The organism is Kushneria sinocarnis, from assembly GCF_003633775.1.
GTDB classification, from domain to species: domain Bacteria; phylum Pseudomonadota; class Gammaproteobacteria; order Pseudomonadales; family Halomonadaceae; genus Kushneria; species Kushneria sinocarnis.
The window spans coordinates 223,886-239,663 of record NZ_RBIN01000002.1 but is presented as its reverse complement, the minus strand read 5'-3'; the positions used below and the strand labels follow the sequence as shown (position 1 = coordinate 239,663).

The window sequence follows — 15,778 nt, the reverse complement described above, 5'->3', positions numbered from 1 at the left end:
ATGAGGGTGTGCACCGCGACTGCCGGCCGATCGCGACCATGGCCGGGCTCGCGGACTGGCGCACGTCGGCGAGGATAAGGAATCGGCGGGTCGGGAACAGGATTGGATAAATTGACAAAGTGTTTTGTAATTAAAGAAATCGAATGATTGTCAGCCACCACAACGTCTGCCCGGGTGGGAATACCACCAAGGTCTCAGCCTGTTCACGGGGGCGGGCATGAGGCTGCGCCGCAAGCGCATGCGGCTCGGGGTGCTGGCCGCGCTGCTGTCGTTTTCGATGATCGCAGCCTCGCTGCTGCTCGCCTGGTGGCTGTTCAGTGACCAGCTGTGGGATACCGCACGGCGCCTGCAGGGCGAGCGGGTGGAGAACCTGGCGACCACCCTGGCCGCCGGCGGTGAGGTGCAGCGGGCGCTGGCCGGCGCGCCCGCCTTTTCCGACGACTCGTCGCTGCAACGGCACATGGAGGGGCTGCGAAAGCGGCTGGGGGTGGATTTCATCGTGGTCATGACGCCACAGGCGCTGCGGCTGACCCATCCCGATCCCGGGCGGATCGGCCAGCACTTTCGCGGTGATGACGAGCACCGGGCGCTGGCCGGCGAGCGTTACGTCTCGACCGCGCGCGGCACCCTGGGTGCCAGCATCCGCGGCTTTGCGCCGGTGCGCGGCCCCGGGGGCGAGGTGATCGGCGCCGTCTCGGTGGGGGTGACCCAGTCCCGGCTGGCTCCGCTCAGGGCTTCCTCGCGTCAGCAGCTGCTGGTCTGGCTGGGGCTGATCCTGCTGCTGGGAGGCGGTGGCGCCGCCTGGCTGGCGCGCACCATCAAGCGCCGCCTGCTCGACATGGAGCCGGATGACATCGCCCGGCTGGTGGCCGAACGCCGCGCCATGCTCGATGCCATGCACGAGGGGGTCATCGCCATGGATGGCGAGCGCCGGGTGAGTCTGGTCAATCCGGCGGCGCACCGGCTGCTGGCCGATGCCGGGGCGGCGCCGATCGAGCCCGGCCAACAGCTCGAGCCGCCCTGGGAGGAGAGTCTCGAGGGGGAATCCGGGGTCGACGTCCGGCTGCGACTGGGCGGGGTCTCCTTTCTCGGCAGCCATCGGCCGATGCATCGTGACCGCCGTCAGGTCGGGATGGTGATGACCTTCCGCGACAGCGGCGAACTTCAGGGGCTGGCCGAGGAGCTGACCGGGGTGCGGCGCTATGCCGAGGCACTGCGCGCCAGTACCCACGAGTTCAAGAACAAGCTGCATGTAATCCAGGGGCTGGCCCAGCTGGGTGATCTGGCGGCGCTGCGGCACTACCTGCACGAACTGGTCGAGCATCGTCACGCCGCATCGGCGTCGGTGGTCGAACGGGTGCGCGAGCCGGTGCTGGCCGGCTTTCTGCTGGGCAAGCAGAGCGAGGCGCGCGAGTGTCGCATTACCCTGACGCTGGCGGCCGAGGGAACGATCCCGGCCGCCGCCGACAGTGCGACGGTGCATGCGCTGGTGAGTATCATCGGCAATGTGCTGGAAAACGCCTTCGAGGCGCTGGCGGGTCGCGCATCACCCACGGTGGCGCTGAGCATGGTGCTGGAGGACGACACCCTGTCGCTCGCCATCCAGGACAACGGCGCCGGCATGGAGGAGGCCACCCGACAGCGCATCTTCGAGCAGGGCTTCTCCACCCGGGGCGAGCAGCGGGGGCTGGGGCTGAGCCTGGTGCGCGACCAGATCGAGTCCGCCGCGGGCGAGGTGGCCATCTACTCCTCCCCGGGTGAGGGCACACTGGTGGAGCTCACCTTTCCCTATCCCACGGGCGGGGGCTGAGGCCGCAGTTCAAAAAGGGCAGTCGGTGCCGCCAAGGGCGGCACCCGGATGGACGGAAGGTATGCGGGTACTGATCGTTGAAGATGACCCCATGGTCATGAAACTCAATATCGACTATCTGGCGCGGCTGGACGGCATGCAGCTGGCCGGGCGCTGCAGTGACGTGACCACGGCGCGGGTGGTTCTCGAGCGCGAGCCGGTCGATGTGGTGCTGCTGGACATCTATCTCGGCCCGCGCAGCGGGCTGGAGCTCGTCAGCTGGCTGCGCGAGCGCGAGCTGGAGGTCGAGATCGTACTGATCACTGCCGCCTCGGAGCCCGAAACGGTGCGCGAGGCGCGTCGGCTGGGGGTGACCGACTATCTGGTCAAGCCGTTCGAGTTCCGGCGCTTTCGCGAGGCGCTGGAAACCTGTCGCCAGCGTCGGCGCACGCTGGAGGAGCTCTCCGGCGAGGTCGATCAGCGCTCGCTGGATGCGCTGTTCCGTGCCGAGGGCAGCGCCGCCTCCGGGCGCAGTGGCGGGCTGCCCAAGGGGCTGACCCTGCATACCCTGCGCCAGGTGGTGGCGGCCATCCTGAGTCTGGAGAGCGATGAGTTTTCCACCGAGACGCTGGCCGAAACCGCCGGCATGTCGCGGGTGTCGATCCGCAAGTACCTCAAGTATCTCGCCGGACGCAGCCTGCTCAGCGAATCCTTCGCCTACGGCCAGGTCGGCCGGCCTTCCTTTGCCTATCGTCGGCTCGATCCCGAGGCGCTGCGCCAGCTGCTTGCCGAGCGCAGCGCCTTCGAACGCTGATCAGCGATTGCGGATCAGGTCGCGGATCAGCCGGCGCCCCGGATGCACGTGGTCGACCAGCCCGCGCTCCAGCGGCATCGGCTCGTCACACAGCCGGGATGCCAGCAGCTCGGCGGCCAGCGGCGCACTCACCAGACCCCGCGAGCCGTGACCGGCACTCGTCCACAGCCCCGGCAGGTACGCTCCCGGGATGGCCGGGACCCGCGTGGCGTCATGGCGCAGCAGGGCGTAGTCGTGCTGCCAGCGCTCGCCATCGGGGATCGGGCCGATCCACGGCGACTTGTCGGGCGTGGCGCAGCGAATGCCCACCCGGGCCCGGGGTGCCAGCGGCTGCAGCTGGCGGGCGAGCTCCGGCAGGGCGGCGGCGAGCCGGGCGAGATTATGGCCGTGATCCGCCTCGCGAGGGGCCATCTCCCGGTCATGCGGTGCGAAACTGGCACCGATGCTCTGGATGCCGTGATGCGGCGGTGGCGTATAGCCGTCGGCGCAGACCACGCAGCGCGGCGTAGCGACCGGAGCGTTACGCTCGAGGGTGAATTCGCTGACCTGACCGCGAATGTGCTGGATCGGCAGCCATTCGGGCGAAATGAATTCATCCAGCCGGTCGGCGCAGGCGAGCACGACCTGGTCATACTCGGCCGTGGCGCCATCATCCAGCGCAAGCTGCCAGCCGGCGCCCCCCGGGGTGAGGGCGGTCACCCGGTTGTGGCGCTGCTGTATGCCCGGTGTGGTCATCAGCGTGCGGCACAGCTCGCCGGGGGCGGCCCAGCCGGCAGCGGGGTAGTAGAGCGCGCTGCGCACGCTGTCTGCCAGCGACACCCCGGCAAGCGCCTCGGCGCGCGAGCGATCGACCCGCTCCAGCAGCGTGTCGGGCAGGTTGAAGGCGTCGATGCAGCGTCGCTGGCGCTCGTCCTCGCGTGCGGAGCCGGCCAGCTGCAGCAGCCCACAGGGTTGCCACAGGGTGTGATGAGGATCGAGCCGCTCCAGAAAGCGGGTCGCATACTGCAGCGCCGCAAGGTAGAAGCGGCTCTGGACGTTGGTTTCGGCGGCCACCCGGATATAGAGTGCGCCCTGGCGATTGCCCGAGGCGCCCTGGCCGGCAGGCTGCGGGTCGAAGACGGTTACCCGGCGCCCGCGACGGGCCAGCGCATGCGCCACGGTGGTGCCGGCCAGGCCGGCGCCGATGACGGCGATCGGCGCCTCGGCGCGGGCGGGTGGCGGTGGCTGAAACCAGGGCGTGGTGGCGCGCGCCGGCTCGACCGGGGCGTCGTGGCCGGGCGTCGGGGCCAGGTGCGCCGTGAGCATTTCGCGCTTGCGCCCGAAGCCGGGCACCTTGCGACACGCGAACCCGGCTGCCGCGAGCCCGCGACGGACCTCGCCGGCGCAGGTGAAGGTGGCCAGCGTGGCACCGGGGCGGCTGGCCGCGGCCAGCGCTTCGAACAGCACCGGTTGCCACATGTCGGGATTCCTGCCCGGCGCAAAGCCATCCAGAAACCAGGCATCCACCCGCCCATCGAGCGTGGCCAGCATCTCGAGGGCTTCGCCGAAATGCAGGTCGAGGGTCACCCGCTCATCGAGCATCAGCCGGTGCACCCCCCTCACCGGTGCCGGCCACTGCCGCAGCAGGCTGTCCACCGCCTCGCCGAGCGATGGCCAGACCGACAGCGCCTGGTGCAGGGCCTCGGCCGTGAAGGGGTGCTTCTCCACCGAGACCACATGCAGTCGCGCCTCGGGCGGGGCGTGGGCCAGAAAGCAGTGATAGGCACTCAGCACGTTGAGCCCGCTGCCGAAGCCCGTCTCGCCGATCACGAAGGGCCGCTCACCGGACCAGCGGGCAAACCGTTCGGCCAGCGCGTTGTGGTGGATAAAGACATGATGGGTCTCTTCGCGGCCGCCCTCCCGGGAGAAGTAGACATCCTCGAAGTCGATGTCGAAGGGGGCCCGGTCGCGCCACTCGAGTCGGGCCGGCGTCAGCCCCATGCGCCCGTAAGGCCCGTCATGGCGGGCGCTGTCAGTGCTGTCGGTCACGTTGGCAGGTCATCACATGCAGGAAGGATTTCACGAGACTGTATAAAAAATGACCAGTTTCGGGCGGTGGCCGATTCATCACGGCTGTGCCGATATGTTCGCGCGCATTTCACAGGATTATCCACAGCAGCTGTGAGTAACCGGCGGGCGATTTTCAACAGGGCCGTTCGGTCGGCCCGGCCCGACCGGCTTCGGCCGGCCGGACCCGGCGGGCGTCAGGGCAGTACCCGCCTGAACGGCTTGACGGTGACTTCGGCGTAGACGCCGGCGGCGACGTAGGGATCGGCATCCGCCCACTGCTGTGCGGCTTCCAGCGATTCGAACTCGGCGACCACCAGGCTGCCGGTGAAGCCGGCGTCGCCGGGGTCATTGCTGTCCACGGCCGGCAGCGGACCGGCCAGCACCAGCCGGCCCTCGTCGCGCAGCTGCTCGAGGCGGGCCAGGTGCTCGGGCCGGGCCTGCTGACGCAGGGGAGTGGAGTTTTCCACATCGGTGCTGTAGATGGCGTAGATCATGACTGGTCTTCCTTGCGGGATGAGGGGCGCTGATCGCCCGGAGGGCCACTGCCGCCATCGCGGGGCAGGTGGCGTGCCAGGTAGACGCCCTGGATCACGATGAAGAGCAGGGTCAGTCCGAGCATGCCGAACAGCTTGAAGTCGACCCAGATCTCCTCACTGAAGTTCATGAACACGAAGACGTTGACCGCGCCCATGACAATGAAGAAGCCGACCCAGGCCAGGTTGAGGCGCATCCAGACCGGCCGGGGCAGGCTGAGGTTCTTTTCCATCATGCGCTGGATCAGCGGCTTGCCGCCGATCAGCGGCGACAGCAGGAAACCGGCGGCAAACAGCCAGTTGACTACGGTCGGCTTCCACTTGATGAAGGCGCCATCCCCCATCAGCACGGTCGCGCCGCCCAGCAGGATCACCAGGGCCAGGGTGACCAGGTGCATGCGCTCCACCTTGCGATAGCGCCACCAGGTGAACAGCACCTGGACGATGGTGGCCGGAATGAGGACCGCGGTGCTGATCACGATGTCCTTTGTCCACTGGTAGACGATAAAGAACACCGCAATCGGCAGGAAATCGATGAGCATCTTCATGCACGGGCTCCAGCAGAACGGGCGGTGCGAGCGTTGACCGCGAACGGGGCAGCGCGCACCATGAAGGCTTCATTCTGACAAAGACGCTCACCCGCGTCATGCCGATGCCGCCAACCGCTGCTTCCAATTCAGCCGGTGCTCAGTCCGCCACCGGTGATGCCTCGGGCTCGCTGCCCGCCCGTTTTCATGATGCAACCGGCATCGATCTGCATCTGCACTCCACCGCCTCCGATGGCCGACTCTCGCCGGATGCGCTGCTGCACCTGTGTCACCGTCGCGGGCTGCACACCGTGGCGGTCACCGATCATGACACCGTAGCCGGGCTTGCCGAGGCGCAGCAGACGGCGCGGAGCCTGGACATGACGCTACTGCCCGGTGCCGAGCTGTCATGCCGCTGGCGCGGTATCGGGATTCATGTCGTGGCGCTGCTGCCCGCGGCACCCGGGGCGGTGCTGGCCGACGGGCTGGCGCAGTTGAGCGAGGCACGCCACCAGCGGGCGGTGGAGATCGCACGCCGGCTGGAGCGGGCCGGGCTTGCGCAGGCCTTCGAACGGGCCCGGGAGGAGGCCGGCAGCGACCGCCCGCTGGGGCGGCCCGATTTCGCCCGGGCCCTGGTGACGGCCGGGCTGGTGCCCGACCTGCCGGCAGCCTTCAAGCGCTACCTGGGCGCCGGGCGACCGGGCGATGTCAAGACCCACTGGCCGGAGCTGGCGGTCGTGGTCGACTGGATCGTGCGCGATGGCGGGGTGGCGGTGCTCGCGCACCCGCTGCGCTACCGGCTGACCCGACGCAAGCTGACCCAGCTGCTCGATGACTTCACCGCCGCCGGCGGCGAGGGCGCCGAACTGGTCAGCGGCTATCAGAACGAACAGCGCACCTACGATCTGGCCGGGCTGCTCGAGCGACGCGGCCTGTATGCCTCGCTGGGCAGCGACTTTCACTACGAGGGCGGGGCGCTGGCACCCGGCACCCTGGGTCCGCTGCCGACCGGTAATGTCGTGCCGATCTGGCAGCATCCGCGGCTGAGCGGGCATGCGACCCGTTCGGCCCCTGCCTCACTGCCAACCACGGGGAGCGTGTCATGAGTCAGTTTTTCCGGATTCATCCCGAAACGCCGCAGAAACGGCTGATCCAGCAGGCGCTGGAGATCGTGCGCAACGGCGGCGTGATTGCCTATCCCACCGATTCCGGCTATGCGCTGGGGTGTTCACTGGGAGAGAAGAAGGCGATCGAGCGCATCAAGTGGCTGCGTTCGCTCGATGATCGCCACAACTTCACCCTGGTCTGCCCCGACCTCTCCGCGATCGGTACCTATGCCAGGGTCGATAACGCCGTCTTTCGCCTGCTCAAGGCGTACACACCGGGCCCCTATACCTTCATCCTCAATGCCACCAACGAGGTGCCGCGCCTGCTGCTGCACCCCAAGCGTCGCTCGATCGGCGTGCGGGTGCCGGATCACCCCATTGCCCGCGCGCTGCTGGAAGCCTGCGAGGCGCCGCTGATGAGCGTGACGCTGATTCCGGCCGGCGAGGAGTGGCCGATGACTGACGCCGAGGAAATCCGGGAGCGCTTCGGCGCCCATCTCGATGCCGTCATCGATGGCGGCGCCTGTCATCTCGAGCCCACCACGGTGGTGGATCTGCGCGAGCTGCCACCGCAGATCGTGCGCGAGGGGCGCGGCGACACCGCGCCGTTCCGCTGAGCGCCGGCCCCGGTTCGCCGGGGCCGGAGACGGCTCAGGAGCTGGGGTCATCCCCGCCGTTATGGTGCTCGTCACGCCGCGCCTGCTCGAGTGCCCGGCGCTCCTGCTTCAGCGTTTCGCTCTCCTCGCGAAGCCGCTCGCTTTCCTGCTCCAGTGACGCCCGCTCCTTCTCCTGCTCCTCGCGGTGAGGATCCTCGCTGTCCTCGTCGAGCCAGGTGCCGCACAGCCGACAGTACTTCGCATCGCGTTCGTGACCTTCATGACCGCAGCCCGGGCAGGCCTCCTCGGAGTAGCGCTCGCGGCGGATCGAACGCATCACCTCGGCGGAGAAGACCCCGGTGGGCACGGCCAGGATCGAATAGCCGATGATCATCATCAGCGCGGAGATGATCTGGCCGACGGGCGTGACCGGGGTGATATCGCCATAGCCCACGGTCGTCAGCGTGACGATGGCCCAGTACATCGAGCGGGGAATGCTGGTAAAGCCGGCCTCGTGCGGCTCGATCAGGTAGAGGATGGCGCCGAAGATGGTGACCAGCGCCATCACCGTGATCAGAAAGACCAGGATCTTCTGCCGGCTGCGCTTGAGCGCTTCCAGCAGCATGTTGCCCTCGCCGACGAACTCCATCAGCCGCAGGACCCGGAACAGCCGCATGATGCGCAGTATGCGCACCACCAGCAGGGACTGTCCGCCCGGGATCACCAGCGACAGCCAGGAGGGCAGGATGCTGAGCAGGTCGATGATGCCGTAGACGCCGCGAGCGTAGCGCAGCGGACGGTCGAGGCAGTACAGGCGCAGCAGGTACTCGAGCGTGAACAGCCCGGTAAAGGTCCATTCGATGACGGCAAACCAGAAGCCATAGCGGGCGTTGAGGTGGGGAACGCTGTCGAGCATTACCACCAGCACGCTGATCAGGATGGCGGCAATCAGGGCCAGATCGAAGCCCTTGGCCAGCGGCGTATCCGATTCGAAGATGATCTGGAAGAGCCGGGCACGCAGCGTGCGGTGTTCCGGTTCGGATGAGTCGGTCACGACATTCTCCCGGGGGGGCAGGGGCCGCCCCGAGATCGGGGCAGGCGGAATGGGTCAGCCGGCTGGGGCCGTTTGCCGCAGGTGGGCCAGCAGGGTCAGCGAGAGCGTGCCGAAGGTGCTGTCCAGCCATGCTGGCCGGTTGAGCCGGTCGGCCAGTCGCGCGGCCAGCCCCGTCAGGATCGGATCGTCATGACGGGTCAGCGAGTCGAAGGCCCGGCGAGCGGTGAAGAGATAGCGGGTTTCACCGGTGTCGTGCCACGCATCAAGGGCGGTAAAGGCGCGCTCGACGCAGTGATCGGGCGTGTCGAGGGCGCACTCCGGCAGCGGCCAGCGCTGCTCGCGCAGGGCAACGGCGCGCTCGGCCTTGCTGGTATTGGCCGGCCGCAGCGGTACCGATTCGGCCAGCGCTTCGGCGAGCTGCCAGAGCAGGGCGGGGTCACTGCCGTGCAGCTCCAGCTCGAGCTCGTAGATGGGCGTACGGTGCTCGCCGGCAAGGATTTCGCCGCGATCGAAGGCCACTTCGACGCTGTTGTCTGCATCCAGCGACAGCTGCCAGGTCCGGCGTTCGAAGTCGGTCCGATAGACCGGCACCAGGGCCTCGCGTACCGAGGCCTGCTCGAACACGGGCAGCCCGAGCCGGGCAAGGCCGTCGGTATCGAGCGTCTCCCCGTCGAGCGGCCACTCCCACTCGCCGCGTGCGTGCAGGCCGCCGTGGCCCTGGCCGGCGGTCTTGACCGTCTGTACCACCCGATCGCCGTCACGGCGCAGGCGCAGGGCCACCCGGGCCTGCTCCAGATCGCGGTCGGGGGTATCGAAATAGGTATTGGTCAGCTGATGAATGCGGGCGGTCCGGCCGGCCAGGCGAGGGTGGGCAGGCAGCAGCCGTTCGGCCTCGGGGCCCAGGGCGAGCTTGAGCTCGATCTCCCGGGGAGAGTCGGTATTCAACATGTCAATTCGATCATCGCGGACAATAAAGGTTAATTTTTCATGACGAAGGCCACACACATTTATATACTGGCGCAGCCATTTTCAACGCGACCGACGTCATCATGGTGACCTCCAACCCCTTTTCGGCACTGTTCGGTCGATCCCCGTTTCAGCCGCTGCTGGAGCACATCGACAAGACTACCGAGTGCGCCGACCTGCTGCTTGAATTCTTCGAAGCGGCACACGCCTCGGACTGGGACAGGGCCACCGAGCTGCGCAATCGCATCAGCGATGGCGAGCACGAGGCGGACGAACTCAAGACCCGGATTCGTCTCAACCTGCCCAACAGCATGTTCCTGCCGGTATCGCGCTCCGATCTGCTCGAGCTGATCAGTGTGCAGGACAAGATAGCCAACAAGATCAAGGATGTGGCGGGCATCATGCTCGGCCGGCAGATGCAGTTGCCGGAGAGCATGGTAGGGCCGATTCGGGAATACCTCCAGACCGCTGTCGCCACGGTCCATCAGACCCGCCAGGCGCTGGCCGAGCTGGATGACCTGCTGGAGTCCGGCTTCGGTCGCAATGTTTCCGATCTGCTTGATACCCAGATCCGCGAACTGCATCGGCTCGAGCATCTGGCCGACGATCAGCAGGTCGTGGTGCGTCGCCAGCTGTTCGCGCTGGAAAGCGAGCTGCCGCCGGTCGACGTCATCTTCCTTTATCAGATCATCGACTGGATCGGCGAAGTTTCCGACCGTGCCGAGCGCGTCGGTAGCCGCCTGCAGATCCTGATGGCCCGTTGAGCGTGATGCTTCACGGCAAGCAAGCTGTTCAATAAGCGAAATCCTTCATGACCATCATTGCGCAGCACGGCGATCTCTTCGTCATTCTGGCCTGTCTGTTCGGTTTCTTCATGGCCTGGGGGGTCGGTGCCAACGATGTCGCCAACGCCATGGGCACATCGGTCGGGTCCAAGGCCATTACCATTCGTCAGGCGATCGTCATCGCCGTCATCTTCGAGTTTCTCGGCGCCTGGCTGGCCGGTGGCGAGGTCACTTCCACCATCCGCAAGGGCATCATCGACCCCGACCTGCTGCAGGAAAGCCCGCAGCTGCTGGTCTACGGCATGCTGGCCTCGCTGCTGGCCTCGGCGATCTGGCTGATGATCGCCTCCCGCAAGGGCTGGCCGGTATCCACCACCCACTCCGTGGTGGGGGCCATTGTCGGCTTTGCCGTGGCCGGTCTCGGACCGGGCTCGGTGCACTGGAGCGCAATCGGCCAGATCGTCTCGAGCTGGCTGACCTCGCCGCTGCTGGCCGGCGTCATTGCCTACCTGCTGTTCCGCTCGATCCAGCGGCTGATCTTCGAAAACGACGACCCCTTTGCCGCGGCCAAGCGCTATGTGCCGGGCTACATGTTCCTGGTGGGCTTCGTCATCGCCATGGTGACCCTGCTCAAGGGGCTGAGCCATATCGGCCTGCCGCTGGGCTTCGGCGAGAGTCTGCTGCTTTCGCTGGGGATCGGTGCCGTGGTCATGCTGATCGGCATCCTGCTGGAGCGGCGCATCGGTCGCACCCGCAACAGCGATGACCGGTTCAGCTTCTCCGGGGTCGAGCAGATCTTCGGCGTGCTGATGATGTTTACCGCCTGTGCCATGGCCTTCGCCCACGGCTCCAACGACGTGGCCAACGCGGTCGGACCGCTGGCGGCCGTGGTCAGCGTGGTGGCCAACCAGGGCAGCGTCGGGGCCTCGGCCGCACTGCCCTGGTGGGTGCTGATCCTGGGCGGTGGCGGCATCGTGGTCGGGCTGGTGACCTACGGCCACCGGGTCATCGCCACCGTCGGCACCGGGATTACCGAGCTCACCCCGTCACGCGGCTTCGCCGCCACCCTGGCAGCGGCGACCACGGTAGTGCTGGCTTCCGGCACGGGGCTGCCGATCTCCACCACCCATACCCTGGTCGGGGCGGTGCTCGGGGTCGGCCTGGCGCGCGGCATGCGTGCGCTCAACCTGCGCGTGCTGGGCACCATCGTGATCTCCTGGCTGGTGACCCTGCCGGCCGGAGCGGCGCTGTCGATCGCCTTCTTCTTCATGCTCAAGGGCATGTTCGGCTGAGCGATGCCGGATGCGCGACCGCGCCCCCGCCCGGGGGCGCGGCCGGGGCGCCGGGACTGCTATAGTGGATGCCTGCCCGTCAGTAGCATCCGGAGCCTGCCTTGAACACCGCCTTCCCCTTTGCCGACTGGTTTCGCAACTCGTCTCCCTATATTGATGCGCACCGCGGCCGCACCTTCGTCATTCTGGTCGAGAGTGAAGCGCTCGAGGGGGAGGAGCAGAGCTCGCTGATCCAGGATCTGGCCCTGCTGCATACCCTCGGGGTGCGGCTGGTGCTGGTCTTCGGTGTCCGCGGCCGCGTGGCCCGGGCGCTGGAGAGTACCGGCATCGTGCCCCGGTGCCATCAGCAGCAGGTGGTGATCGACGACTCGACCATGGACGTGGTCGAGCGCGAAATCGCCCGGCTGCGACTGTTGATCGAAGCGCAGCTCTCGCCGGGGCTGCCCAACTCACCGCTGCACGGCATGGAGATCAACGCCATCAGCGGCAATCTGGTGATGGCCCGGCCGGTCGGTATTCGCGATGGTGTCGACTTTCAGCACGCCGGGGAGGTGCGCCGAGTGCGGGCGCCGGCCATTCGGGGGCTGCTCGAACAGCAGGCGGTCGTGGTGCTGCCGCCGCTGGGCTACTCCAGTACCGGTGAGGTGTTCGATCTCGATGCGGCCGAGGTGGCGCGTGACACCGCCATTGCGCTGGCGGCCGACAAGCTGATTCTGCTCGGCCGCTCGGCCGGCCTGCACGACGCCCGGGGCCGGCTCTGTCGCCAGCTGACGCCGGGGGAGGCCAATGCGCTGGCGGATGCCTCCGACTCCTCCGCTGAACTGCAGCGCCACCTCCAGATTGCCTGCGAGGCGGCACGGCAGGGCGTCGGGCGTACCCATCTGGTGAGCTGGCAGGACCGTGATGCCCTGCTCGGTGAACTCTTCACCCGCGACGGGGTGGGCACCATGATCACCCGGGAGCGCTATGAGCAGGTACGTGCTGCACGGCTCGAGGATATCGGCGGGCTGCTGGCGCTGCTGCAGCCGCTGGAAGCCCGCGGTGTGCTGGTGACGCGTTCGCGCGAGCGGCTGGAGCAGGAGATCGACGACTATATCGTGATCGAGCGTGACGGCATGGTGATCGGCTGCGCCGCGCTGCATGCCTTTACCGAGGCGGGCTGCGGTGAACTGGCCTGTGTCGTGGTGCATGACAGCTATCGCGGGGGCGATCGCGGCAACCTGCTGCTGGGGGCCATCGAGCGCGAGGCGCGCCGCCAGGGGCTGCATGAGCTGTTTGCGCTGACCACCCACACCTCGCACTGGTTCTTCGAGCACGGCTTCACCGAAGGCGATGTTGCGGCGCTGCCCGAGCGGCGCCGCAGAAGCTGGAACCCGCAGCGCAACTCCCGGGTGCTGGTCCGCTCGCTGCCGGCCGCTTCCTGAGTGTGTCGGCCATGGCGCACCCTTTCGGGAGCGCCTGTCGCTTTCGGGAGACAGCTACAGGTTGCTGATTCAGCTGACTTTTTCGGCGCCCCTGATAAATGGTGTCGCCGCAGGGCGACGCTTTGCGCCGCTGGTGGCCGCTGCAGCCGGCCTCAACCGATCCTTCCCGCCACACCCCGCGCTGCCCTGATTTTATAACATCCTGATTTTAAAATTTTTTTAAAATAGTGGCATGCGTTTCGCTATGAGGTTGGGTGAGCGCTGAAGTCTTCGAGCGTCGACTTCAGAGAGCGGTGAGAAGGTACCGAACTCCCTGTGCGTTACCGATCCCGCCGCTCACGCTCCTCGTGATGTGTACCAACGAGTGATGAGGCGTCGCCGAACAGGGCAAGGAATGACGCAACCGGGCACGGATGCCCGGGCAAGGATGCCCCACCCCTACGGGGGAGAACACGGAAGCGCCGCCGGCGGGCGACGCTTCCTGCCGAAGAAGCCTTCGGATGACGCCCGTCATCCGGGCATGGCGGAAGACCTGGCTGTCAGTTTCCGCGATGTCGGCTTCGGGTCCCCCGGGACCCACGGTGACAGGTAGCAGCTTCGGCCAGGCGAAGATGTGAATGTCACCACTTGACCCTTCAGTTCCCTGCGTACCCTGGGCCGGCACCTTTGCCGGCCCTTTTTTGTGCGCTTTCCAAAGCCTCAATAAAGCGGATAGTGTATCCCGACTCTGTTATGCTGTGTGCGTTCGTTACATTGTTTATCTCACTGCCTTCCGGAACACGCCCATGACCTCCAGGGTTTCCCGCCGATGGCGCCCTCGCTCCCTGCTGCAGCTGGTACTGGTGGCCTTTTTCATGGTCATGCTGCCGATCGCCGTGCTGATCTATCAGGCCGGCCAGGGACTCTCGGAGCTCTCCCGACTCTCCGAGGTGAGCGCCCGGCAATCCGTCGATATCACGCGTCGTGCCCGCATGATGAGCAGTCTTGCGACCGAGCTGGAGCGCAGTGCCCGCCAGTATGCCGTGGTCGGTGATGTCAGCCTGCTGGGGATCTACAGCGACAAGCTGCATCGCTACAAGGAGCTGCTCGATGAGCATGCCCGGCTGATGCCGGATGATCCCGCGATCCGGGCCATCCGGGCGCAGCTCGGCGCCATGGGCTTTCTGGCCGGTGCGCCGCCCAGCGACTGGCAGGAGCGGCTCAACGAGTTCGACTTCTTCTCCGCCAGCACCGATGCCCTGGTCGAGCAGACGCGTCAGCTGGTCGATAACCGGATCGATGTGATTCAGGCGCGTTCGCGCGATATCCGTCAGCATCTCTGGGTGCAGACCCTGGTGCTGGTCTCGCTGTCGCTGCTGCTGATCCTGTTTTTCACCTGGCGCATCATTCGGCCGATCCGTCAGCTCGAGCGGCGCATCCTGAGTATCGGCAGCGGCGACGAACCGGAGTCGCCCGAGCTGATGCCGGGGCCGGCCGAGTTGGTACAGCTGGGCGATCGGCTCTCCTGGCTGTCCGAGCGCCTGCGCGAGCTGGAGGCCCAGAAACAGCAGTTTCTACGCCACATGTCGCACGAACTGAAAACACCGCTGTCCAGTATCCGGGAAGGGGCCGGCCTGCTGGCCGACGGTATCGTTGGCGAGCTGACACCGCGCCAGCGCGAGATCGTGCTGCTGCTCGACGACAGCAGCCAGGAGCTGCAGACGCTGATCGAACAGCTGCTCGACTACAACCTGCTGCAGCACAACCGGCGGCTGACCGTGAGCCGGTTCGATGTCGCCACGGTGGTGCATGAAGTCATTTCGCGCCACCGGCTGGCGCTGGAGCAGAAGGGCGTCAGCTGGGAGGTTCGGCGGGCACCGATCTACTGGCAGGCCGATCGGGTAAGAACCAGTCGCATTCTCGACAACCTGGTCTCCAACGTGGTGGCCTACGGCGAGGACAACGGCCGGCTGTGGATCCGGATCGAGGCCGACGACGAACAGCTCTGCGTCGAAGTGGCCAATACCGGCGTCCCGATTGCCGAAAAGGATCAGCCGCACCTGTTCGACCCCTTCTATCAGGGCGGCTCGCAGCGCAAGGGGCCGCTCAAGGGATCCGGCATCGGACTGTCGGTGGCCGCCGAAAGCGCGCGCGCCCAGGAGGGCGAACTGACGCTGGTAGAGGATCCGCAGGAGCAGGCAGAGGTCTGCTTCCGACTGACACTGCCGTGGTTTCCGATCGAGGACAACAACAGTGCCGCCTCTCGCGAAGAGCCGGCCCTGTCAGACAGAGGCTGACGAGACATGAGATACCGCTTCCTGCCCTGGCTCTGCGCCGCGCTCCTGCTGCTGGGTGGCTGCCAGGCGAACCAGACGCAGCAGACAACCGGGATACAATGTTACACCCACGGTATCCCGACGCTGGTGGATAATGGCTGCATGCTGCCGACCTGGGTGGCCTTCGGGCTCAAGTCGCAGACGGCCGATGACGGCTGGCGCGATCAGGTACTGCAGTACATGGACGGCGATACGCTGCGGGAGAAACTGGTCCGGGCCACGGCACTTGCCTGGGGCGATGCCGAGCACTGGGAAGAGGCCAGCCGGCTGTTCGAGAACAACATCGATCAGGCCCCGGTCGGCATTCGCCCGCTGCTCGAGCAGTGGCAGGGCGGGCTCGCCCAGCGCCGTCACATGCAGGACAGCAGTCAGCGACAGGGCGAGGATACCGCCGAGCTGAAGGCACATATCAAAAGACTCCGCCAGGAGAACGATCGCCTCAGTGCAAAGCTTGACGCGCTGACCGCCATCGAGGAAAGCATGAATCAGCGCCGGTCCTCACCCTGATCCCGAGAGGCCCGGTCGCTG

14 protein-coding genes are annotated in these 15,778 nt (G+C 66.8%); 9 read left to right on the top strand and 5 right to left on the bottom strand.

The annotated features are described in order from the left end of the window. Window positions 1-217: 217 nt before the first annotated feature. On the top strand, window positions 218-1,810 hold the full coding sequence (locus tag C7446_RS03670; RefSeq protein ID WP_121171384.1) for an ATP-binding protein: 1,593 nt from the start codon (window positions 218-220) through the stop codon (window positions 1,808-1,810). Window positions 1,811-1,871: 61 nt separating this feature from the next. After that, window positions 1,872-2,603, top strand: a complete 732-nt coding sequence (locus C7446_RS03665) for a response regulator (RefSeq protein ID WP_121171382.1) — start codon at window positions 1,872-1,874, stop codon at window positions 2,601-2,603. On the opposite strand, the gene mnmC is transcribed toward C7446_RS03665, so the two are convergent. From mnmC to C7446_RS03650, 3 genes are all read right to left on the bottom strand, one after another. Then, complete coding sequence (gene mnmC / locus C7446_RS03660; protein ID WP_147408720.1) at window positions 2,604-4,631, bottom strand: bifunctional tRNA (5-methylaminomethyl-2-thiouridine)(34)-methyltransferase MnmC2/FAD-dependent 5-carboxymethylaminomethyl-2-thiouridine(34) oxidoreductase MnmC1; 2,028 nt, start codon at window positions 4,629-4,631, stop codon at window positions 2,604-2,606. Window positions 4,632-4,846: 215 nt separating this feature from the next. Next, window positions 4,847-5,146 carry a YciI family protein gene (locus tag C7446_RS03655; RefSeq protein ID WP_121171378.1) on the bottom strand — a complete coding sequence of 100 codons (300 nt, stop codon included), beginning with the start codon at window positions 5,144-5,146 and terminating at the stop codon, window positions 4,847-4,849. Beyond that, the gene (locus C7446_RS03650) at window positions 5,143-5,733 is read right to left on the bottom strand and encodes a septation protein A (RefSeq protein ID WP_121171376.1); all 591 of its coding nucleotides are present in this window, start codon (window positions 5,731-5,733) and stop codon (window positions 5,143-5,145) included. Before C7446_RS03650 ends, C7446_RS03655 begins: the two co-directional genes overlap by 4 nt. Window positions 5,734-5,837: 104 nt before the next feature. Between C7446_RS03650 and C7446_RS03645 the strand changes: the two genes are divergently transcribed. Beyond that, entirely contained in the window at window positions 5,838-6,818 is a 981-nt protein-coding gene (locus C7446_RS03645) for a PHP domain-containing protein (RefSeq protein ID WP_121171798.1), read from the top strand. Beyond that, on the top strand, window positions 6,815-7,435 hold the full coding sequence (locus tag C7446_RS03640; RefSeq protein ID WP_121171374.1) for an L-threonylcarbamoyladenylate synthase: 621 nt from the start codon (window positions 6,815-6,817) through the stop codon (window positions 7,433-7,435). The genes C7446_RS03645 and C7446_RS03640 overlap by 4 nt, the downstream gene beginning before the upstream one ends. A 34-nt stretch (window positions 7,436-7,469) precedes the next feature. Here the strand turns inward: C7446_RS03640 and C7446_RS03635 are convergent, their stop codons facing one another. Together C7446_RS03635 and C7446_RS03630 are read right to left on the bottom strand one after the other, a co-directional pair. Then, a complete protein-coding gene (locus tag C7446_RS03635; RefSeq protein WP_121171372.1) occupies window positions 7,470-8,468 on the bottom strand; it encodes an ion transporter in 999 nt (332 codons plus the stop codon). A 54-nt stretch (window positions 8,469-8,522) separates the two neighbouring features. After that, window positions 8,523-9,416, bottom strand: a complete 894-nt coding sequence (locus C7446_RS03630) for a CYTH domain-containing protein (protein WP_121171370.1) — start codon at window positions 9,414-9,416, stop codon at window positions 8,523-8,525. Window positions 9,417-9,517: 101 nt separating this feature from the next. Between C7446_RS03630 and C7446_RS03625 the strand changes: the two genes are divergently transcribed. The 5 genes from C7446_RS03625 to C7446_RS03605 all read left to right on the top strand — a co-directional run bounded on the left by C7446_RS03625 (window position 9,518) and on the right by C7446_RS03605 (window position 15,757). Then, a complete protein-coding gene (locus C7446_RS03625) occupies window positions 9,518-10,198 on the top strand; it encodes a TIGR00153 family protein (protein WP_121171368.1) in 681 nt (226 codons plus the stop codon). Window positions 10,199-10,245: 47 nt separating this feature from the next. Beyond that, entirely contained in the window at window positions 10,246-11,511 is a 1,266-nt protein-coding gene (locus C7446_RS03620; RefSeq protein WP_121171366.1) for an inorganic phosphate transporter, read from the top strand. Between the two features lie 101 nt (window positions 11,512-11,612). Next, window positions 11,613-12,935 (top strand): amino-acid N-acetyltransferase, encoded by a 1,323-nt coding sequence (argA, locus tag C7446_RS03615; RefSeq protein ID WP_121171364.1) that lies wholly within the window; start codon window positions 11,613-11,615, stop codon window positions 12,933-12,935. A gap of 785 nt (window positions 12,936-13,720) precedes the next feature. After that, window positions 13,721-15,211, top strand: coding sequence for a HAMP domain-containing sensor histidine kinase (locus tag C7446_RS03610; protein WP_121171362.1), 1,491 nt, complete (start codon window positions 13,721-13,723; stop codon window positions 15,209-15,211). A 6-nt stretch (window positions 15,212-15,217) separates the two neighbouring features. Beyond that, window positions 15,218-15,757, top strand: coding sequence for a hypothetical protein (locus C7446_RS03605; protein WP_121171360.1), 540 nt, complete (start codon window positions 15,218-15,220; stop codon window positions 15,755-15,757). The last annotated feature ends 21 nt before the right edge of the window (window positions 15,758-15,778 follow it).

What these genes read in the sequence shown, in the direction of transcription:
- C7446_RS03670 (WP_121171384.1), top strand. Translation starts at nt 218, where the DNA reads ATGAGGCTGCGCCGCAAGCGCATGCGGCTCGGGGTGCTGGCCGCGCTG.
- C7446_RS03665 (WP_121171382.1), top strand. Translation starts at nt 1,872, where the DNA reads ATGCGGGTACTGATCGTTGAAGATGACCCCATGGTCATGAAACTCAAT.
- C7446_RS03655 (WP_121171378.1), bottom strand. Translation starts at nt 5,146, where the DNA reads ATGATCTACGCCATCTACAGCACCGATGTGGAAAACTCCACTCCCCTG.
- C7446_RS03650 (WP_121171376.1), bottom strand. Translation starts at nt 5,733, where the DNA reads ATGAAGATGCTCATCGATTTCCTGCCGATTGCGGTGTTCTTTATCGTC.
- C7446_RS03645 (WP_121171798.1), top strand. Translation starts at nt 5,838, where the DNA reads ATGCCGCCAACCGCTGCTTCCAATTCAGCCGGTGCTCAGTCCGCCACC.
- C7446_RS03640 (WP_121171374.1), top strand. Translation starts at nt 6,815, where the DNA reads ATGAGTCAGTTTTTCCGGATTCATCCCGAAACGCCGCAGAAACGGCTG.
- C7446_RS03630 (WP_121171370.1), bottom strand. Translation starts at nt 9,416, where the DNA reads ATGTTGAATACCGACTCTCCCCGGGAGATCGAGCTCAAGCTCGCCCTG.
- C7446_RS03625 (WP_121171368.1), top strand. Translation starts at nt 9,518, where the DNA reads ATGGTGACCTCCAACCCCTTTTCGGCACTGTTCGGTCGATCCCCGTTT.
- C7446_RS03620 (WP_121171366.1), top strand. Translation starts at nt 10,246, where the DNA reads ATGACCATCATTGCGCAGCACGGCGATCTCTTCGTCATTCTGGCCTGT.
- C7446_RS03610 (WP_121171362.1), top strand. Translation starts at nt 13,721, where the DNA reads ATGACCTCCAGGGTTTCCCGCCGATGGCGCCCTCGCTCCCTGCTGCAG.
- C7446_RS03605 (WP_121171360.1), top strand. Translation starts at nt 15,218, where the DNA reads ATGAGATACCGCTTCCTGCCCTGGCTCTGCGCCGCGCTCCTGCTGCTG.